Source organism: Sporosarcina psychrophila (assembly GCF_001590685.1).
GTDB classification, from domain to species: Bacteria; Bacillota; Bacilli; order Bacillales_A; family Planococcaceae; genus Sporosarcina; species Sporosarcina psychrophila.
The window spans coordinates 2,691,613-2,708,179 of the sequence record NZ_CP014616.1 but is presented as its reverse complement, the minus strand read 5'-3'; the positions used below and the strand labels follow the sequence as shown (position 1 = coordinate 2,708,179).

30 protein-coding genes are annotated in these 16,567 nt (G+C 40.6%); 24 read left to right on the top strand and 6 right to left on the bottom strand.

Annotation, left to right across the window (positions count from 1 at the left end):
- Positions 1-9 precede the first annotated feature (9 nt).
- The 5 genes from AZE41_RS13040 to AZE41_RS13020 all read right to left on the bottom strand — a co-directional run bounded on the left by AZE41_RS13040 (position 10) and on the right by AZE41_RS13020 (position 3,173).
- The gene (locus tag AZE41_RS13040; RefSeq protein WP_067210161.1) at positions 10-492 is read right to left on the bottom strand and encodes a DUF6978 family protein; all 483 of its coding nucleotides are present in this window, start codon (positions 490-492) and stop codon (positions 10-12) included.
- 196 nt (positions 493-688) lie between these two features.
- Complete coding sequence (locus AZE41_RS13035; RefSeq protein WP_067210159.1) at positions 689-1,363, bottom strand: excalibur calcium-binding domain-containing protein; 675 nt, start codon at positions 1,361-1,363, stop codon at positions 689-691.
- Between the two features lie 70 nt (positions 1,364-1,433).
- Positions 1,434-2,198 carry a hypothetical protein gene (locus AZE41_RS13030; protein ID WP_067210156.1) on the bottom strand — a complete coding sequence of 255 codons (765 nt, stop codon included), beginning with the start codon at positions 2,196-2,198 and terminating at the stop codon, positions 1,434-1,436.
- A 63-nt stretch (positions 2,199-2,261) separates the two neighbouring features.
- On the bottom strand, positions 2,262-2,699 hold the full coding sequence (locus AZE41_RS13025; RefSeq protein WP_067210154.1) for an ImmA/IrrE family metallo-endopeptidase: 438 nt from the start codon (positions 2,697-2,699) through the stop codon (positions 2,262-2,264).
- 24 nt (positions 2,700-2,723) lie between these two features.
- Complete coding sequence (locus AZE41_RS13020; RefSeq protein ID WP_067210152.1) at positions 2,724-3,173, bottom strand: helix-turn-helix domain-containing protein; 450 nt, start codon at positions 3,171-3,173, stop codon at positions 2,724-2,726.
- Positions 3,174-3,342: 169 nt separating this feature from the next.
- Between AZE41_RS13020 and AZE41_RS13015 the strand changes: the two genes are divergently transcribed.
- The 3 genes from AZE41_RS13015 to AZE41_RS22795 all read left to right on the top strand — a co-directional run bounded on the left by AZE41_RS13015 (position 3,343) and on the right by AZE41_RS22795 (position 4,189).
- Positions 3,343-3,582 carry a helix-turn-helix domain-containing protein gene (locus AZE41_RS13015; RefSeq protein WP_067210149.1) on the top strand — a complete coding sequence of 80 codons (240 nt, stop codon included), beginning with the start codon at positions 3,343-3,345 and terminating at the stop codon, positions 3,580-3,582.
- 147 nt (positions 3,583-3,729) lie between these two features.
- Positions 3,730-4,020, top strand: a complete 291-nt coding sequence (locus AZE41_RS13010; RefSeq protein WP_156476052.1) for a helix-turn-helix transcriptional regulator — start codon at positions 3,730-3,732, stop codon at positions 4,018-4,020.
- A 19-nt stretch (positions 4,021-4,039) separates the two neighbouring features.
- Positions 4,040-4,189, top strand: a complete 150-nt coding sequence (locus AZE41_RS22795) for a hypothetical protein (protein ID WP_156476051.1) — start codon at positions 4,040-4,042, stop codon at positions 4,187-4,189.
- Here the strand turns inward: AZE41_RS22795 and AZE41_RS13005 are convergent.
- On the bottom strand, positions 4,186-4,416 hold the full coding sequence (locus AZE41_RS13005; RefSeq protein WP_067210144.1) for a DUF2188 domain-containing protein: 231 nt from the start codon (positions 4,414-4,416) through the stop codon (positions 4,186-4,188). The two genes, AZE41_RS22795 and AZE41_RS13005, sit on opposite strands and share 4 nt — an antisense overlap.
- A gap of 74 nt (positions 4,417-4,490) precedes the next feature.
- Here AZE41_RS13005 and AZE41_RS13000 point away from each other — a divergent pair, with 74 nt between their 5' ends.
- The 21 genes from AZE41_RS13000 (at position 4,491) to AZE41_RS12910 (ending at position 16,412) form a co-directional block, all read left to right on the top strand.
- The gene (locus tag AZE41_RS13000) at positions 4,491-5,174 is read left to right on the top strand and encodes a Rha family transcriptional regulator (RefSeq protein WP_067210141.1); all 684 of its coding nucleotides are present in this window, start codon (positions 4,491-4,493) and stop codon (positions 5,172-5,174) included.
- 199 nt (positions 5,175-5,373) lie between these two features.
- Entirely contained in the window at positions 5,374-5,649 is a 276-nt protein-coding gene (locus AZE41_RS12995) for a helix-turn-helix domain-containing protein (RefSeq protein WP_067210138.1), read from the top strand.
- A 10-nt stretch (positions 5,650-5,659) separates the two neighbouring features.
- Entirely contained in the window at positions 5,660-5,842 is a 183-nt protein-coding gene (locus AZE41_RS12990) for a hypothetical protein (protein ID WP_067210137.1), read from the top strand.
- A 145-nt stretch (positions 5,843-5,987) separates the two neighbouring features.
- Positions 5,988-6,113: a hypothetical protein gene (locus AZE41_RS23470; protein ID WP_257722479.1), complete on the top strand. Its 126-nt coding sequence runs from the start codon at positions 5,988-5,990 to the stop codon at positions 6,111-6,113.
- Complete coding sequence (locus AZE41_RS12985; protein ID WP_067210131.1) at positions 6,110-6,295, top strand: hypothetical protein; 186 nt, start codon at positions 6,110-6,112, stop codon at positions 6,293-6,295. The genes AZE41_RS23470 and AZE41_RS12985 overlap by 4 nt, the downstream gene beginning before the upstream one ends.
- Positions 6,296-6,391: 96 nt before the next feature.
- Positions 6,392-8,371 carry an AAA family ATPase gene (locus AZE41_RS12980; RefSeq protein ID WP_067210129.1) on the top strand — a complete coding sequence of 660 codons (1,980 nt, stop codon included), beginning with the start codon at positions 6,392-6,394 and terminating at the stop codon, positions 8,369-8,371.
- Complete coding sequence (locus AZE41_RS12975; RefSeq protein WP_067210126.1) at positions 8,368-8,568, top strand: hypothetical protein; 201 nt, start codon at positions 8,368-8,370, stop codon at positions 8,566-8,568. The genes AZE41_RS12980 and AZE41_RS12975 overlap by 4 nt, the downstream gene beginning before the upstream one ends.
- Entirely contained in the window at positions 8,561-9,457 is an 897-nt protein-coding gene (locus AZE41_RS12970) for a recombinase RecT (RefSeq protein ID WP_067210123.1), read from the top strand. Before AZE41_RS12975 ends, AZE41_RS12970 begins: the two co-directional genes overlap by 8 nt.
- 458 nt (positions 9,458-9,915) lie before the next feature.
- On the top strand, positions 9,916-10,614 hold the full coding sequence (locus tag AZE41_RS12960) for an MBL fold metallo-hydrolase (protein WP_067210117.1): 699 nt from the start codon (positions 9,916-9,918) through the stop codon (positions 10,612-10,614).
- Positions 10,615-10,634: 20 nt separating this feature from the next.
- Positions 10,635-11,477, top strand: a complete 843-nt coding sequence (locus AZE41_RS12955) for a hypothetical protein (RefSeq protein WP_067210114.1) — start codon at positions 10,635-10,637, stop codon at positions 11,475-11,477.
- Positions 11,478-11,486: 9 nt separating this feature from the next.
- Positions 11,487-12,293: an ATP-binding protein gene (locus tag AZE41_RS12950; RefSeq protein WP_082786599.1), complete on the top strand. Its 807-nt coding sequence runs from the start codon at positions 11,487-11,489 to the stop codon at positions 12,291-12,293.
- 12 nt (positions 12,294-12,305) lie between these two features.
- Positions 12,306-12,890 (top strand): hypothetical protein, encoded by a 585-nt coding sequence (locus tag AZE41_RS12945; protein WP_067210111.1) that lies wholly within the window; start codon positions 12,306-12,308, stop codon positions 12,888-12,890.
- Positions 12,883-13,077, top strand: a complete 195-nt coding sequence (locus AZE41_RS12940; RefSeq protein ID WP_067210109.1) for a hypothetical protein — start codon at positions 12,883-12,885, stop codon at positions 13,075-13,077. The genes AZE41_RS12945 and AZE41_RS12940 overlap by 8 nt, the downstream gene beginning before the upstream one ends.
- 208 nt (positions 13,078-13,285) lie before the next feature.
- On the top strand, positions 13,286-13,432 hold the full coding sequence (locus AZE41_RS22790) for a hypothetical protein (protein ID WP_156476050.1): 147 nt from the start codon (positions 13,286-13,288) through the stop codon (positions 13,430-13,432).
- Positions 13,433-13,453: 21 nt separating this feature from the next.
- The gene (locus AZE41_RS12935) at positions 13,454-14,284 is read left to right on the top strand and encodes a hypothetical protein (RefSeq protein WP_067210107.1); all 831 of its coding nucleotides are present in this window, start codon (positions 13,454-13,456) and stop codon (positions 14,282-14,284) included.
- The gene (ssb, locus tag AZE41_RS12930; RefSeq protein ID WP_067210105.1) at positions 14,285-14,755 is read left to right on the top strand and encodes a single-stranded DNA-binding protein; all 471 of its coding nucleotides are present in this window, start codon (positions 14,285-14,287) and stop codon (positions 14,753-14,755) included.
- Between the two features lie 44 nt (positions 14,756-14,799).
- Positions 14,800-15,198: a hypothetical protein gene (locus AZE41_RS12925; RefSeq protein WP_067210102.1), complete on the top strand. Its 399-nt coding sequence runs from the start codon at positions 14,800-14,802 to the stop codon at positions 15,196-15,198.
- Positions 15,199-15,248: 50 nt separating this feature from the next.
- Positions 15,249-15,506 (top strand): hypothetical protein, encoded by a 258-nt coding sequence (locus tag AZE41_RS12920; RefSeq protein ID WP_067210101.1) that lies wholly within the window; start codon positions 15,249-15,251, stop codon positions 15,504-15,506.
- Entirely contained in the window at positions 15,503-15,814 is a 312-nt protein-coding gene (locus tag AZE41_RS23315) for a MazG-like family protein (RefSeq protein ID WP_067210099.1), read from the top strand. The genes AZE41_RS12920 and AZE41_RS23315 overlap by 4 nt, the downstream gene beginning before the upstream one ends.
- The gene (locus tag AZE41_RS23310; RefSeq protein ID WP_231885676.1) at positions 15,772-15,933 is read left to right on the top strand and encodes a DUF6011 domain-containing protein; all 162 of its coding nucleotides are present in this window, start codon (positions 15,772-15,774) and stop codon (positions 15,931-15,933) included. The genes AZE41_RS23315 and AZE41_RS23310 overlap by 43 nt, the downstream gene beginning before the upstream one ends.
- Positions 15,930-16,412: a DUF1064 domain-containing protein gene (locus tag AZE41_RS12910; RefSeq protein WP_067210097.1), complete on the top strand. Its 483-nt coding sequence runs from the start codon at positions 15,930-15,932 to the stop codon at positions 16,410-16,412. Before AZE41_RS23310 ends, AZE41_RS12910 begins: the two co-directional genes overlap by 4 nt.
- The last annotated feature ends 155 nt before the right edge of the window (positions 16,413-16,567 follow it).

Below are 16,567 nucleotides of genomic sequence, written 5' to 3'. Positions count from 1 at the left end.
CCTTTCATTCTAAATAAGCTCTGCTTGATATTCAAAATCTATATCTTCAATGTTACCAACATTACAACGTTTTAAAAATTCTTTCAAAATAAGAACTAAATCATCGATTTGCTCATTGTTTAAATACATTTTAGCATATTCTTCGTTTAATGGATATGCGATTGAGGTGCCGTATTCGGGATGCGCTATATGAATATGAGGGCAAGGAACAACTTCTCCGGAGTAGGGAAACGAACCATCGGGATTAGAGTGATCAGGACCTAGCATGTCTAATCTTAATAACGGGTTATCTTTATTTCTTTGATCGCGAAGTTGCAGAGTGAATTTGGGCTTTTTTCTACCCCTACGATTTATATCTACAATAAAAGAAAAGTTGCTACTTTTTAAGTCCAAGTTTTCGTATGATCCGTTTTCAGGAATATGAAAAGTTGGGTTTTCATACAATATCATTTTGAAGCAATTAATTAATTCATTAATTGTGTTTAGATTCATTCAGTGGCACTCCTTCTTCGGTATCATAAATAGCTATGTCCTGCTCTTAATAAAAGAATAGAATTGGGTAAGTGTACATCCCTGTAATTCAATCCCACATCACTAGTGAAATAAACCCCCATCTCCAAATAGCATAATATACCCACCAATCAGGTAAAAAAATACGATAGGGGAGGGACCGTGTTAAATCATGTAATCATTCGCATCCGACACCATCTCCATCACGATCAAGATGTTTTGCATACCCTGGATCACCGCGATATACAGGATCGGCTCCTGCAGCTCTAACAGCTGTACAGTTCTTATAATAGACATTTGCGCTCTGTTGAGAAGTGCCGGCTGATGAGGAAGAGCTTGAGCTACCACCAGATGAACTTGCGGTTGAAGTAGCGCTCTTGCTCGCTACCTGATTTTTCAAGCTATCAACTTCGGTAGCAAAAGTTGTATTAGTTGCTTTCAAGTCGGCGATTTCTTTCTCGAAAGCTTCAGTCTTTTCTTTATGTGCTGCTTGCTGATCTTTTAGCTCTTTATCTAGCTTGTCCGAATCGGATAACTTCTTTGTTAAATCGTTTAGTTCCTTATTCACCACGTCATTGCTCTCTTGAAGTTTTGCATTTGTCGATTTCAACTCTTTATTCTCAGCAACTAATACAGTGTTCTTTTCAAGAGTCTTATCTAATGCGTCCTGAACGCTTGTATCAGTTAGGGAGCTACCGATTCCAACCAATGCGAATCCTCCAATTAAAGCCGTGTAGAATTTCTTCTTTGGTAGTGTGCGTAAGGAATCTTTTCTTTTACGTATAAAATGATAAGCAAGATAAACTAGCGCGAAGAAAAACATCAGTGAACCTATTGTTGTTATAAATTCCATATCTACACCTCGTTTCGGATTATTCTATTTGGTTGAGTTTAAAAGAAAAGCCCTGGGGAGGGCAGGGGAGTCAAAGTCCCAATAACTCTTTTTTCTTCACGTCATACTCATCTTGGGTGATGGCTTCTAGGTCTAGCAATCCCTTGAATTTTAACAATTCATCTGCAACCGATATAGGAGGGGTGATAGTTTCTTTTTTGTTATCTTTTTGTTTATCGCAGATTAACTGGAATACCGATAAACACTCTTGCGCTGCGCCTTCAATTGTCTTGTAAGTTAACCCTTCTTTTTTGGTTTTTGTTTCAATGAAATTTATATATACAACTGGATTATTCATGTCGTTAATAGTCACCTTGAGTCTGAGACTACTACACACATCCTTTGATTTTCTTTTCCCAGTAACACCACCTACAATAGCACCAACGCCACCGAATAAAGCACCACCAACTAATGCCCTGCCTAGCCCACCAGTAGCAATAGACTCTCCATCTTCTAATAACTCGAAGTCGACAATATCACTATAGTTAAAAGTAGACCACGAATTTAACGTAGCCCATTTTTGTTGCACCTCATCAAAAGCCACAAAATTACCTATTTGTTTGGCTATAACGAAGTTATCAACTTCGTTTTTAAACTCTTCTTGAGTTGTTTTTAATAACTCTATTCTTTTTCTTATATCTTCAACAGTTGATTGCTCTATTGTTTCCTTCAACAGCAACCCGGCTTCCGTAACGACGTGTTTCGCGCAAACTTTTATACCGTCTTTCAGTGTCGATTTCAAAAATGTTAACTTTTCATTGCAGATAGGACATACTTTTTGTTTTTCATTCGCCATTATAAATCCTCCGTTTCATTACATCAGATTTAACTTTCTTTAAATTTTATCTAATCGTGAATATCAAAGAACATTCCGTAAATTCTTTAGGTGCGAAACCTCTTCGGGTACTCCGTATATATTTGCAATCTCACAAAGTGTTAGGTTTTCATCTTTATGTTCGTATATCGTGTAGTCGGGGAGTAGCAATTCGACAGCGAAGGTGTTGGCTTCAATTTCAATTCTTTCTATAGAGAAAAACGTATTCTTCTTTAAAAATGGTGTATTCGCTTCTGGGTGTAGGATTGCATGTCCCAATTCATGCGCGCATACAAATCTACTCAAAGTTTCATTGATATCCTCATTAATATGAATAAACTTTATTCTATTATAAGAATTGTAATAACCGAGAGCGCTACCCAAACGTTCATGGATAACTACAATCCCTTTTTGCTTAGCGATTTCAAAAGGATTATTAGTAGCGTATTTTTCGATGTGTTTAACAACTTCTTTTTTAGGCAACCAACTTCACCCCTAATCGGTTATTTAATCCCTATACTTTATAGGGGTGAATTTTTGTTTGGCTATCCGTTTAGCTAAGCGCAAAGAGTTTTCTAGTGACGCTTTTAGAAGTTCTTTATCTTCCTCATCCATATCATCCATCGAATGACCATCATACGCGGCGTATCCATCTTTAGATTCAAGGTTATTTATCATTTTTTCTAAATCGACAGTTATGTCTCGCTCGTCTTTAGCTGTAAGTTCGGGAAGCCTTGAATTCCAGTCTGACTTTGAACTTTCTGTTTTTCCTAATAAATACTCAGTAGAACAATTAAGTGCGTCAGCCAATCTGGACACATCATTAGAACTGAGGTCGGAATAACCCCTTTCCCAATTCGAGATTACTTGGGGGGAAACATTCACAAGTTTAGCTAGTTCGATTTGCGTGAACCTGTTTTCTTTCCTTTTTATTTTAATTCGTGATCCAATCTCCATAATTGTCTCCTTTTTCGTATTCTATTTATCCAAGAATACTAATAACTAACGGTAAAAGATATAAAACTAACGGTATATGAGAATTATCTAAATAAAACAGTTGACATTAACGGAATACGTTAGTATAGTATTGATTAACGGATAACGTTAGTTTTTTGGAGGTGGTTAGGTGATACACGAAAATTTAAAGAAGATTCGTCTCGCGAAGGGCATGACACAGTTGCATTTGGCGAAGAAGTTAGGTATCAGCAACATGGCGTATAGTCGTATGGAGAGCGGAAAAACCAAAATAGATGCCGAAATATTAAAGGTCTTATCAAAAGAATTAAATGTTAGAGTTGAAGTTTTTTTTACTAACGAACTAACGGAATCCGTTATTGTTGAATTTGCAATTGATGAAGTCGTTTAAAAATATGTACCTCACGTCCAGCAACGAAAGTTCGAACGAGCGGAGTCGGCCAAGATCTTCTTCTATAGAAGGGAGCCACGCCAATTGGTTACGCCAAGACTTCGAACTTTGATTGGTGGGCGTGGAGAAGCGAAGGGAGGAAGAGGGATGTCAGAAGTAACTCTAGTAAACGCGAAAGACTTAAAAGAAATCATTGGCGACGAAGTAAGAAAAGCGGTTGGAGAAGCGTTACGAGAACGTCAACTACCAATCTTACTATCATTGCAAGATGCGGCGGACTTGTTAGGTGTTAGTCATACGACAGTGTATCGAGCGACGAAGATTCAAGGTTTCCCAGTCACTCATGATTTTGGACATGCAAAGATTGTGACGGATCAGTTGCTTCAATGGATTAAGAGTCGGAGCAATTATGATTTGGTTTACAACTTTGGTAGTTAAAGAAGAGGAGGTGAGAGGGATGCCGATTCTTTCAAATGAATATTCGAAACTGATTGTAAAAGAAGTTGTGGATGGAAAAGAAAAAATATTACTCGAGATAACAGATGTGTCTGAAACACCTGTTACCTCGAATGAAAATATAATAGTTCAGCTAACGCCTAAATATTAGTGTTTTTTATCCTTTGGAGGATAAGGATCGTTTCCATAACTATCCTTATCGCGAATCTTTCCGTCACGACCGTGAATAACGACTTCTGATTCTTTATTAATAGCAATGCCTCTGGCGATTTCTATAGCTTCCTTTTGAGTATCTACTACTCTAGTCGCCTTGGAGTTACCCGCTCCTTTCACTTGCCAGCCATCTTCATGTTTAGTGACATGTTGATTATTACTCATATGATTTTCACCTCCCTCTATTGTCACTATTCGACAGAGAAGGATGAAATACCTACTAAAAGGAGGAATATTCAATGAATCTGTTATCGCACACATTAACAAGTTTAGAAGTTTCGGAAATGGTGGGACGGGCACATGACAAAGTGATACGTGATATTCGCAATATCATCACTCAAATAGGTGACGCCAAAACTGGTGAGTCCTACTTCATCGAATCAACATACACAAATAGCCAAAATAAAGAGTTGCCAAGCTTCAACTTAACTAAAAAAGGTTGCGAACTTTTCGGAACACGCATGACTGGTGAAAAAGGAACGAAATTCGCTGTTGAGTATATCGAGCGATTTAACAAGATGGAAAGTCAATTATCACAACCGAGTAATACGAAGCTTCTATTACAATCAGCGCTTGAACAAGAAGAACGCTTAGAAGTAGTCGAAACAGACGTGAAGTATTTGAAGAATCACATGCGAATTAATGGACCACAAGAACAGCGTATTGGCGCAAATGCTCGCGGCAAGGTAATGCAATGTCTGGGTGGCATCGAATCGGCAGCATACAAGGAGATTGGTAGAAAGGCATTTCAGCAATTTTGGAGAGATTTCAAAAAATACTTTGAGATTCCTAGATACGGAGAGTTACCGAAAGTGAGATTTGAAGAATCATTGCAATTTATTCAAGAATGGTCGCCGGACACAGCTTTGAGGTTAGAGATTAAAAAGCTAAATGGCCAGCAACATTTGAGGTTGGCTGAATAAAACGAAGAGGGGCGGGCAAGCCCCTTAGTACCGAAGGCTGTAAATCGAGGTTGCAAGGAGGGGTCATCCAAGCAATGGTGATGAGTTCCTTCATTAACTATATTACTAGATTCACGTTGTAAATACTGTCGTAATTCCGCAACGAATGTGCGGATTCATTAAAGGATGTGCAGATTCAGCACAAGGGGAGAGAGAAAATATGATGTTCGGCCCAATTTTAAAAACAACTAGACTGGTTGCGGGATTAAGCCAAGAAGATATGTCAGAAAGAACGCATCTGTCTCGCAGCACCATATCGCGTTTAGAGAACAACAAAATGGAGTTGAAGGCAGCCGATTTAATTAGGTGGTTGCAAGCTACACAAATACATGACGTGTCTGTTGCAGCTGTTGCTGTAATTTCAGGAGTGGATTTAGTTGCACTAACTCAAATGCTAACGACGTTAGTTGGCGGATTCATCAATTTCTTAATCTAGGAGGTTCATAGTGGACAACATCAAAATCGAACTAAATTTCATCCATATAAATTTACTACTAGTCGAAAAACATCTGAATAACAACGATGTAGAACTTGCTACAAACAGATTACAAGCTGCACTGAAAATATTGGAAGAATTACAAGACACAAAAAAACCGACAGACACTGGAATGTCAATCGGCGGAATTTGAAACTATCTCTTAACAACATTATAGCACAGATACGGAGCCTTGGCTCCTATCAAAAAGCGTCGGGGGTACGGCAAATAATTCCTCCTCTTAGCTTCCGGCGCTTCTTGATGGGATTCAACCATCTATTACAGAAAGGAGAATTAGAATGCTGACATTAGAGGAAAAAGGTCAAATTGTACTCTACTTTGCACCAGTTCTTGCGTTTGTCCTCGGGACGATGTGGCAGTATGCGACATGGCAATTAGAACAGGGGCGAGGTGAAGATGAATGAAACAAAAATCATGGGAGTGGGAAATCAGACTGGTTACAGAGTCGGATCCATACATCATCCACACGAACAAAGACAGCGCCTTGGTTGCAATGAAACAGTTCGAAGAAACATGGGGAAGTGGCCTGAGTGTTTATACACTTCGCAAAACTGCTGAAATTATTCGGTATGAAGAAGCAAAATAAAAAACCCGCTGTAGAAGCAGCGAGTTCGGGGTTCTGATTAATTCTATTACCGCTATTTTAGCGCAGAACCCCTCAAATGACAAGGAGGAGAACATTTTGAAAGAAATTAAATTGTTGAGTCTATCATTGAAAAACTTCAAAGGTATCAAGAAGTTCGATCTACCAGCGGATGGGGAAAATCTGAATATCTTTGGAGATAACGGAAGTGGAAAGACGACGATAGCAGACTCGTTTTATTGGCTTCTTTTCGGGAAAGACAGCCTTGACAAAGAAAAATTCGGCATTAAAACACTGGATGACGGAAAAGTTATTCATCGACTGGATCACGAGGTCGAGGGTGGATTCACTGTTAATGGTGAACCACTAACTCTGAAACGAATTTACAAAGAGGATTGGGTTAAAAAGCGTGGTCAATTAACGGAAGAACAATCGGGCCACACAACTGACTATTTTATCAACGGCGTTCCTAAAAGCGCGACGGATTATAACAAAAAGATAAGCGAACTAATTGATAAAAAGGTATTCAAACTACTCACTTCACCAACGTTTTTCAACGAAGAAACCAAAATGGAAGAGCGACGTGAAACTCTTTTGGAAGTTGTCGGGGATATCACGGATGATGATGTAATTTCATCGAATCAGGCATTGAAGGACCTGCCAGCAATATTGAGAGGCGAGAAAATCGAGGATATGAAGGCGATTATTGCTTCTAAACGTTCCCGTATTAAAAAAGAAGTAGAAGGCATACAGCCACGCGTTGACGAGTTATACATGTCGTTACCGGATTCAACAATTGATGTTCCTTCTATAGAAAAAGAAATATCGGCAGTTGAAAAGAAACTCGATGAAAATGTCGGTCAAATTAACAACATTAAAAATGGTTCAGCCATCACTAGTAAACAAAATGGATTAAGGCAAGTTGAAATGGATCTCGAAGCCATCAAACGCAACCTCGAATCTGAGTCAGTTGAAAAAGGATACCAAATACAGGCGAAGATCCAAGAAGAGCAATCGAATATTTCAATACTAACTCGCAAGAAAGAGGATACAGAACATCAAATTAAACGCAATAACGAAGAGGTTACAGTGCTAGAAAGGCATATCGCAGGACTTCGTGAACAGTGGACAACCGAAAATGCAATTGAATTTACACACGAATCAGAGTGCGCTTGCCCTACATGCGGACAAGATATTCCGCAAGCGCAAGTTGTAGCAGCTAAAGAAAAAGCTTTATCTGCTTTCAACCTGAACAAATCAAAAAAATTAGAAAGTATTAACGCGCTTGGAAAGTCTAAATCAGAAGAGAAAACTGAGTTACTCGGGCGTGTTGAAAAGCTATCAACTACAGCAAACGCCATCCAGTCTCAAATTGACGATAAGGCGAAGGTTGTATCGAAGTTAGAAGAAGAACTAGCCACACTTAGAACAGCCGTAAAAGATGCCCGTCAAGATCCTAAATATCAATCCAAATTGCAAGAGCAAGCGAAGTTGAATGATGAAATTAAGTCACTCAAAGATAACGCTTCAGAATCTGTTGCTAGCGTCGAAATCGAAGTTGCTAGTCTACGTGCGGAACGCGCTGAACTCAACGTCAAAATCGCACAACATGATGCAGCAATCGCTACAAAAAAACGAATTGCAGAACTCCAAGAACAAGAAGTCAAATTAGCTAAAGAATTTGAGGAAGTTGAGAAGGGGATTTATTTAATCGACTTGTTCACTCGTTCGAAAGTGAGTCTGCTAGGAGAGCGCATAAACGAAAAGTTCAAAATCGCTAGATTCAAATTATTCCACGTTCAACAAAACGGCGGAATCCAAGATGTTTGCGAAGTTACGTATGGCGGGGTCCCGTTTTCTGAGGGGTTAAACAATGGCGCGAAAATTAATTCCGGTTTAGACATTATCAATACATTAACGGAACACTTCGGCGTTAGAGTTCCCATCTTCTTCGACAATGCTGAATCGGTCACGGAATTGATTGACACCGAGTCGCAGTTAATCACTCTGGAAGTTTCAAAAAAGGACAAGCAGTTGCGGATTGAAAAACAGGCTGTCGAGAAGGATGGTGCAGCATGACTTTAAAGGCGAGAGATAGAGTGACGGTTCTTAATAGCGACGGTACACCAATGGGAGAAGGGTCAATCGTAAGTGTAAACGAATGGCGGCATCCGAGTGGGAAGTATGCAATTGACGCTGATTTTTACGATAAAGATTATCTATTTGTCGGCGAAGAAAACTTAGTGAAAATACAGGAGGTAATCATAAATGACTGAACCAACTCAATCAGTAGCAATCATCCAAAAAGACATCACGGATAGTGTAAATACAAATTTAGCAAGGCTGCAAGAAGACGGTTTGATACTACCAGCCAACTACAATGCAAGCAATGCTTTAAAGAGTGCATTTTTCAAACTACAGGAAACAAAAGATAAAAGCGGAAAAGCAGCACTAGATGTTTGTACAAGGGATTCAATTGCTAATTCGTTGTTAGATATGGTTGTGCAAGGTTTAAGCCCGGCGAAAACACAGTGTTATTTCATTGTTTACGGTACCCAATTGCAGTTGAATCGCTCTTACTTTGGCACTCAAGCCGTTCTCAAACGCCTCACAAATGTTAAAGACATTTGGGCAAACGTAATTTACCAAGATGATGTTTTCGATTACGAAAATGATCGCGGTCGAGAAAAACTGTTGAGTCATAAAACGGCATTTGAAAATCGGGACAAGGATATCATCGGCGCGTATGCCATTGTACAAACTGGCGATAAAGAAGTACTAACTGTCATGACCAAGAAGGAAATCGATGCTTCTTGGAGCCAATCGAAAACTCAGCAGGCAGTACACAAGAAATTCCCGCAGGAGATGGCAAAACGTACTGTGATTAATCGTGCAGCAAAAGGGTTCATTAACACAAGCGACGACAGTGACCTTTTGGTTGAATCAATCAACAATACAACTGAAAACGAATACGAGAATGACAGAAAAGAGATTAATCCGGAATTTGAAATTAAAGAAAATGCAAATACCGAAACACTGGATATTCAACCGGAAACCATTGAAACACCTAGGGAAGATATTGACGTAAACACAGGTGAAATCATTTCAGAAACTAAGGTTCAACCCGAACCAGAGCCAGTCGCTTCAAATGGTCCAGGCTTCTAATGATTGAAATCAAAAAGGGGGTTGTTTCGTGACTAAAACTCATGGTCAATCAGGAACAAAACTTCATTTTATTTGGATAGAAATGAGGCGGAGATGCCGCAGCTCCAATCACCCTAATTATCATCATTACGGAGGCAGGGGGATAAGGGTTTGCAGTGAATGGCAATCCTTCGAAGCATTTTACGAATGGTCCCGAAGGTCAGGCTACAAAGAAGGACTAAGCATAGATAGGGTCGATAACGACGGTAACTACGAACCCGTTAACTGTCAGTGGACTACCCAATCGGAACAAACCAATAATACTCGCAAAAACAGAATGCTTTTATATGAAGGAAAGAAACAAAGCTTGGCTGATTGGTCTAGAGAACTAAATCTAAATTACAGCACTCTTCGCAGTCGGTTACGCAACGGCTGGACTACAAGAGAAATGTTCGAAACACCGATGGAGGGCAGAGCTTATGATCGAAATACAATCCTTCGCAAGCGGTAGTTCCGGGAACATGTACACAATTTTCGATGGAGAAACAAAAATAATGATAGAAGCAGGAATCAGCATTAAGAGAATCAAACAGGCGCTAGACTTTAAAGTTTCAAGTCTAGCAGGCGTCCTGCTGAGTCACTCACACGGCGACCACTCGATGTCTATTGAAGACGTAGCGAAGATGGGAGTTGACTGTTATATGAGCGACTCGACTGCTACAGAGGTAGGCATTGAACATAATAGGGTCAAAACGATAGAAAACAAGAAGCAATTTAGAATTGGAACGTTCACGATCTTACCTTTTGATGTGCAGCATGACGTGAAGACCTTTGGCTTTCTTATCCAGAGCGACGCAGGGGACAAGCTCCTGTTTGCTACTGACACCTACTACATCAAGTACAAGTTTCAAGGTCTCACTCACTTAATGGTTGAGTGCAACTACTCTCAAAAGATATTGAATGAAAACGTAGATAGCGGACGGATCCATGAGTTTTTACGAAAACGAGTAGTGAAGAGTCACTTTTCTTTAGAAAACATGCTTGTGTTTTTGAAGGCTAATGATCTATCGAAAGTTCAGGAGATTCATTTGCTGCATCTTTCGGATACGAATTCAGATGAAGCAGTGTTCAAAAAAGCAGTACAGGAACAGACAGGGAAACTTGTGTACGTCCCATAAAAAAATGAGGGGGTGGAAGAATGGGCGTCTTTATAAAGGATTTTCGATCAGAGCTGAAAAGCGACATTTGGATGATGCCCCCTCTTTATCACAGAGTTTGGCAATACCTGAAATACAAAGTAAATCACTCACCTAATAAGATTCCAATGGAAGATGGAAATTTTTTCTCTATCAATCCAGGACAACATTTAACATCTGTCAGAAGCATTGCACAAGGGGTCGGATATTACGAAGGCCTCGTATGGAAAGAGCCGAATCCCAAGACAGTTTCTACCATTTTGGCGTGGTTAGAGAAACAGCAGATGATAGAAATAGACCGTGGTAGGGGTAACAGACAATACACACTAGTAACTGTGTCAAATTGGGATTTGTACCAAGTTGAAAACGGTGGGGGTAACAGCAAAGAAACAGCAAGCGGAGAAGCTAGGGAACAGCCCGCGGATATAAAGAAGAATGATAAAGAAGGTTTAAAGAATGATAAAGAATTAAAAGATATAAAGAATAGTCCTAAACAAGTTTATGACAAAGATTCACCACCATTTATTTTAGCTGATTTCTTCTACAAGGAAATCTTGAAGAATGATCCTAAGCGAAAAGAACCTAACTTACAAACTTGGTCCGATGATATTCGAAAAATGATTGAACTTGATAAACGAGATAAAAAAGAAATTGGTGAACTGATGCGATGGGTACAACAGGATGAATTCGAAAGAGCGAATGTCTTGTCGCCGTCTAAATTGCGAACCCGTTATACTTCGCTGCTTCTGAAAATGAAGAAACCGAGTTTCCCAAGTAATGTTCACCAGTTTGAGCCATCGAAGGTTAAAAAGGAACAAGAGCATGAATATGACTACGGTTTCTAGGAGGACGTCATGAACTACGAAAAGGCACTTGAAAACTTCCCAGTCCCAGTCGTCTTAGAAAAGTACGATTGCGAGGGTTGCGGTGAGAAAGTGAAACTAACTGAAATCCCTATTATGGGCGGTCCTGATATGGGAAAGGTCGAGCAATTCATTCTTGGTTGCAAATGCGGAGACAAGGATATCGAATTACGGGTTATTGAAAATGAGCGTAAAGCCAAAATGAACCGCGCAAAGGGTGTGTTCGACCAGAACTCATTGGTCAATCAATCTCTTCTGAAAGCGACTTTCGAAAATTATGTTCCACCTACACCCGAACTTGAAAAGGCTAAACGCGATCTCGTTGAGTACGCCTGGACGTTTAATCCGCGTGAAGGAAAGAACTTACTCTTGACCGGAACTTATGGCACCGGGAAAAGCCACCTTTCATTCTCTGTTGCGAAGAAGCTGATTGAGAATGGTCACACAGCGCTTTTCCTATCAGTTCCGAAATTACTTACGAAAATTAAGGAAACGTTTAACGCTAAGGCGAGCTTCTCGGAAAACGATTTGTTGAACTACATTGCCGAGGTTGACCTTCTAGTCCTTGATGACCTCGGGACGGAATACACGAATATGCGGAATGGCGCGGATAACTGGACATGGACAAAGTTGTTTGAAGTCATAGACAGTCGGTCGGGAAAACACACGATTTACACGACAAACCTTTCTAGTACGGAGCTTGAAAGCAAAGTGAATGCCAGGAACTTCTCGCGGATCATGGACAATACAGACGTTGTGAAAATGGATGGCAGGGATTATCGGAAGAAAACATTTTAGGGGGAATTTTGAATGACTGAAAAAGTGAAATTGACGCAAGAAGTGGCGGATGCGATTGATTACGCTCTTAATAAGGGGCGTTACGACCATGAAAGTTTGATACTATCGCATGCAGAAACTGAGTTGCAGGATAACCCTTGGACACAAGCATACAAGCCACTTAACGAAATATCGCTACTTAAAATGGTGGATGCTTTGCGCATTGGTTTCGAAGTTGAACCAGAGTTTAAGCCTGGACAAAAAGTAATGGTGCTTTGGAGTGGTCATGGAACAGAAGAGATGTACGAAGTGGTCGAGTGCGACGGAGATTACGTGAAGATTGAAAACGGCTCCGACTTTAATTCGGCGCCAGTCGATATTGTTCGCCTTGCAACTCCCGAAGAAATCAAAGTTGAAAAGGAACGCCGAGTGTGGGCGGGGATTGGGCGGGAGGTTGGGGAGTTTCGGTCGAAAGATATACGGATTAACAAAAATGGAGAACCGATAATTATTAACAATACAAATCAAGCAAGAATGTTATTTGAAAAAGGTAAATTAAAAGGCTTCTACCCAGTCGAATCATTCATCAGTTTTGAGGAGTGTGAATCCAATGCCTAACTACATCATCAACAAACTAATCCTAACAGCAGGCGCGTGGAACAACACAGGATGCAAGGACAAGCACTTGGAGCGGCAATTCAACTCATTGCTCAACGAATTGCGGATCACGACAGGAACGACACCGGAGGGCGCTGTGAAGATGCTCATGGCTGAACTTGGCGAAGTGGAGGCGATGACGGCATGAGGAAATTAAAAGTGTTAGTAACCTTTAAGTCTGGTAGAACTCTCGAAGTCGAGTCAGGTCAATTTTAAAAAGATCAATTCAGAGAATGGTGCACTGAGAACTTCGTAGATAAGAAAGGTCAGGGGTACTCATTCGCCATTTGGAACGACACATTCATCAACATTAACGAAATCGAAACAGTTTCTGAGGTGAAAGGGGCCGAGTCTGAATGAGGCAAATGCAGAGGGATTATCTTATCCAGGAGTTGAGAGCTATGCATGTTGTGGGTGGCCGTAATGGGGAACTGTTGTCTGAAATGGACTATCGGTCTCTTGTAAGTTTACTAGCAGTGAAAAGAATAGTGGCAAATCGATGATGAAAGGGATGGTTATGTAGAATGACACACGAACGCGTAAAGAAGTTAAAGGGCGGATTTTTAGATTTAACTGGTGAAAGATTCGGCAGGTTGGTCGCGTTGGAATTAAGCGAAAGCCGAAAATATAAAGGTAGAAGTAGAACGAAATGGATTTGTAAGTGCGATTGCGGAAATGTAAAGCCGATACTTCAAAGTGCGCTAAGAAACGGGAAGACTAAAAGTTGCGGTTGTTTTGCTTCCGAAAGAGCATCCGAAACTAAAAGAACCCACGGGTTATCAGGTGCTAGAATCTATGGTATTTGGAGAAGTATGAAGGCTAGATGTAATGACAAAGAAGAGGAAAGATACGGGGGTAGAGGCATTAGAGTTTGCGAAGAATGGCAAAAATTCGAGGAGTTCTACAAATGGTCTATGGAAAATGGTTACGACAAAGAATTGTCGATTGACAGAATAGACAATGATGGAAATTACGAACCTGGTAACTGTAGATGGACGACTGATATTGTGCAACTGAATAATACGTCTCGGAATGTCTTTACTGAGGTGAAAGGTGAAGTTCTAACCCTATCGGAAATTGCAAGAAAATACGAAGTGCCAGGTAGAACGTTGCACGACAGATACTCTTCAGGACTTAGAGGGGACGACCTTTTAGCATCGAGAAAAAGGTGGATAATGCTGGATTACAATGGGGAAATAAGGAGTTTGAGAGATTGGAGCAGTGTATTAGGGTTCTCTTACGGTACTTTGCAACACCGATACGAAAAAGGATTAAGGCCTCCCGAGTTATTCGGACCTTTAAACGAAGCGGCTAGTAGAAGCGCAAACGCAAACAAAAAAAGAGGAGGAAAGTGAATGATTAACCGAGTTGTATTAGTCGGTCGTCTCACAAAGGATCCAGAACTCAAACATACACAAACAGGTATTGCGGTCACACGCTTCACTCTTGCGGTCAACAGAGCATTCAAAAATACAGCTGGCGAACAAGAAGTTGATTTCATCAGTTGTGTCGCTTGGAGGAAACAGGCTGAAAACGTTGCGAACTTCTTGAAGAAGGGAAGTCTAGTTGGTTTGGATGGAAGAATTCAAACTGGCAGCTTCGAGGGACAGGATGGAAAGCGCGTCTACACAACGGAAGTCGTAGCGGATTCCACTCAATTCTTAGAACCCCGTAGCAGTTCGTCAGAGGGTGGACAAGCACCGAGAGATACGAATACTCCAAGTTACACGCAAGGCGCTCAGAATCGAGCGGAAACGACACAGAACGACCCGTTTTCGTCAGATGGCGGACCGGTAGAGGTCTCGGATGATGATCTTCCGTTCTAGTTGAAGGTGGCGTATTAGACACAAAAGAAGAAGGGGTGAATCAAATGGAAACATGCGATTTAGGTTTAAAAAGTAATTGGAGTGAATTCAAGGAATTTGTTCAATCACATAATGAAAAGAGATACTCTACAATCTATTACTTTGTAGTTGAAGATGATGATCATGGAGACGAAGCGAAGTTTTTTACGGATCATGATGAATTAGATAAATGGTTAGCGCAATCATTTTTTGATTGGGAACGCTATGATACGCGCAACTTAGAGGACTCTATGGAAGATATAAGAGTATGGATGCTAATACCGGAAAGTGAAGTAACCCGTCTGAAAAGCCTCTATGAAGGTTCGCGGAAAACTTCAATCGTGAAAGATGGAGAACTATATTTCAGAAAACTAATGCCAGTCAGTGTAGAACAAACTGTTATCGTCTCAACAAATTGGTATTAGTTCGGCCATTAAGTGCAGCAATTCTATGAAACTTTGAAAGGGTGAGTACTGTGAATAATATCGAATGGCATTGGCAGCAGGAAAACGCAAAGTTACAGCAAGAAAATGCAGAGCTGAGAAAGAAGTTTGCTATCTATCGTGCTAGAAAAGTTTTGAAGGAAAGAGCTACTGACGGAAAGATATTCACGAAAAAGCAGCTGAAATTTATCAAAGATAATGAGCTCGATTATCGCAAAGTTTATCGGTTAACTCATAAGTTGAATTCGGTCGGCGAAGCGTTAGTTAGGGCATTGGAGGAGACAATATGAATCTAACAACAGACGTTATGAAAAACGTAAACGCCGATGTGCTGAAGGAACGTGGACGTCATAACGAAAAGTGGGGCTTGCAACGTTATGAATACAGTTATTGGTTAGCAATTTTAGGTGAAGAGTTCGGTGAAGTTTGCCAAGCGATTCAGCAAGGAAGTGTCGCCAGTAAAGATTCAGATGCGGATGATCTGTATACAGAACTGATTCATGTGGCTGCCGTTGCTTCTGCTATCGCGGAACAAGTGAGGGAGGAAAAATCCTTATGTCAAATTGCAAACGATGTAATAAACCGCTCAAAACAGTAAAGAGCATCGACATTGGTTATGGTCCTGTCTGCAAGAAAAAACAGGCTGCTGAAGATGCGGAGTTTGAGAAAATACAAATAACGCTTGATGAGGTTGTTGATTCGGGGGTGGCAGTTTGAGGAATGTTCAAAGGGTTCCTAGTAGACCAAGGGCGCCGAAACAACCACGTCAGTTCAATTCAAAGACCGCTGTAATCGACGGCATAACGTTTGACTCGTTGACCGAGGGAGCTTATTACGTTCACTTGAAAAAAGATCAATCTATCAAACTGATTGAGGTTCAACCGGAGTTTCAGATTATCAAGCCGTACAAGGTTGCTTGTAAACGTTGCGCAGGGACTGGCAGGCGTCCGAGTCCTAAAATGGGTAATCCCATCAATTGTGATTTATGCAACGGGAAATGCAAGCGCGTGAAGTCGGGTGCGAAGTATACAGCGGACTTTAGGGTTACTTACTTCGATGGATTTGTTGAAGTGATTGATATTAAGGGTGGACCTGTTGGACGGGATTTTCCTTTGCGACAGAAATTGTTCGAACTGAAAACTGGTATGGAATTAATTGTTATACGGTTGAAAAATAAGGAATGGGTGAGGGAGTGAGATTCAACGGGCAGAAGCTAAAAGAGATTCGCCAATTGTTTCAAATGGGTCAATCTGACGTTGCGCAACTGCTAGGTGTTGATTTCATGAAGATCATAGACTTTGAGCTTTCAAGGAGCATTCCAAATTTCGAACAAACACAAATCTTGTGCGAA

Excerpts from the sequence above, each read along its gene's own strand:
- AZE41_RS12935 (WP_067210107.1), top strand. The coding sequence starts at position 13,454 with ATGACACACGAACGCGTAAAGAAGTTAAAGGGCGGATTTTTAGATTTA.
- AZE41_RS13020 (WP_067210152.1), bottom strand. The coding sequence starts at position 3,173 with ATGGAGATTGGATCACGAATTAAAATAAAAAGGAAAGAAAACAGGTTC.
- AZE41_RS12960 (WP_067210117.1), top strand. The coding sequence starts at position 9,916 with ATGATCGAAATACAATCCTTCGCAAGCGGTAGTTCCGGGAACATGTAC.
- AZE41_RS22795 (WP_156476051.1), top strand. The coding sequence starts at position 4,040 with ATGCCGATTCTTTCAAATGAATATTCGAAACTGATTGTAAAAGAAGTT.
- AZE41_RS13030 (WP_067210156.1), bottom strand. The coding sequence starts at position 2,198 with ATGGCGAATGAAAAACAAAAAGTATGTCCTATCTGCAATGAAAAGTTA.
- AZE41_RS12955 (WP_067210114.1), top strand. The coding sequence starts at position 10,635 with ATGGGCGTCTTTATAAAGGATTTTCGATCAGAGCTGAAAAGCGACATT.
- AZE41_RS12995 (WP_067210138.1), top strand. The coding sequence starts at position 5,374 with ATGATGTTCGGCCCAATTTTAAAAACAACTAGACTGGTTGCGGGATTA.
- AZE41_RS13005 (WP_067210144.1), bottom strand. The coding sequence starts at position 4,416 with ATGAGTAATAATCAACATGTCACTAAACATGAAGATGGCTGGCAAGTG.
- AZE41_RS12925 (WP_067210102.1), top strand. The coding sequence starts at position 14,800 with ATGGAAACATGCGATTTAGGTTTAAAAAGTAATTGGAGTGAATTCAAG.
- AZE41_RS12985 (WP_067210131.1), top strand. The coding sequence starts at position 6,110 with ATGAAACAAAAATCATGGGAGTGGGAAATCAGACTGGTTACAGAGTCG.
- AZE41_RS13035 (WP_067210159.1), bottom strand. The coding sequence starts at position 1,363 with ATGGAATTTATAACAACAATAGGTTCACTGATGTTTTTCTTCGCGCTA.
- AZE41_RS12970 (WP_067210123.1), top strand. The coding sequence starts at position 8,561 with ATGACTGAACCAACTCAATCAGTAGCAATCATCCAAAAAGACATCACG.
- AZE41_RS12950 (WP_082786599.1), top strand. The coding sequence starts at position 11,487 with ATGAACTACGAAAAGGCACTTGAAAACTTCCCAGTCCCAGTCGTCTTA.
- AZE41_RS13000 (WP_067210141.1), top strand. The coding sequence starts at position 4,491 with ATGAATCTGTTATCGCACACATTAACAAGTTTAGAAGTTTCGGAAATG.
- AZE41_RS23470 (WP_257722479.1), top strand. The coding sequence starts at position 5,988 with ATGCTGACATTAGAGGAAAAAGGTCAAATTGTACTCTACTTTGCACCA.
- AZE41_RS12975 (WP_067210126.1), top strand. The coding sequence starts at position 8,368 with ATGACTTTAAAGGCGAGAGATAGAGTGACGGTTCTTAATAGCGACGGT.
- AZE41_RS22790 (WP_156476050.1), top strand. The coding sequence starts at position 13,286 with ATGAGGCAAATGCAGAGGGATTATCTTATCCAGGAGTTGAGAGCTATG.
- AZE41_RS23315 (WP_067210099.1), top strand. The coding sequence starts at position 15,503 with ATGAATCTAACAACAGACGTTATGAAAAACGTAAACGCCGATGTGCTG.
- AZE41_RS23310 (WP_231885676.1), top strand. The coding sequence starts at position 15,772 with ATGTCAAATTGCAAACGATGTAATAAACCGCTCAAAACAGTAAAGAGC.
- AZE41_RS12940 (WP_067210109.1), top strand. The coding sequence starts at position 12,883 with ATGCCTAACTACATCATCAACAAACTAATCCTAACAGCAGGCGCGTGG.
- ssb (WP_067210105.1), top strand. The coding sequence starts at position 14,285 with ATGATTAACCGAGTTGTATTAGTCGGTCGTCTCACAAAGGATCCAGAA.
- AZE41_RS12945 (WP_067210111.1), top strand. The coding sequence starts at position 12,306 with ATGACTGAAAAAGTGAAATTGACGCAAGAAGTGGCGGATGCGATTGAT.
- AZE41_RS13010 (WP_156476052.1), top strand. The coding sequence starts at position 3,730 with ATGTCAGAAGTAACTCTAGTAAACGCGAAAGACTTAAAAGAAATCATT.
- AZE41_RS13040 (WP_067210161.1), bottom strand. The coding sequence starts at position 492 with ATGAATCTAAACACAATTAATGAATTAATTAATTGCTTCAAAATGATA.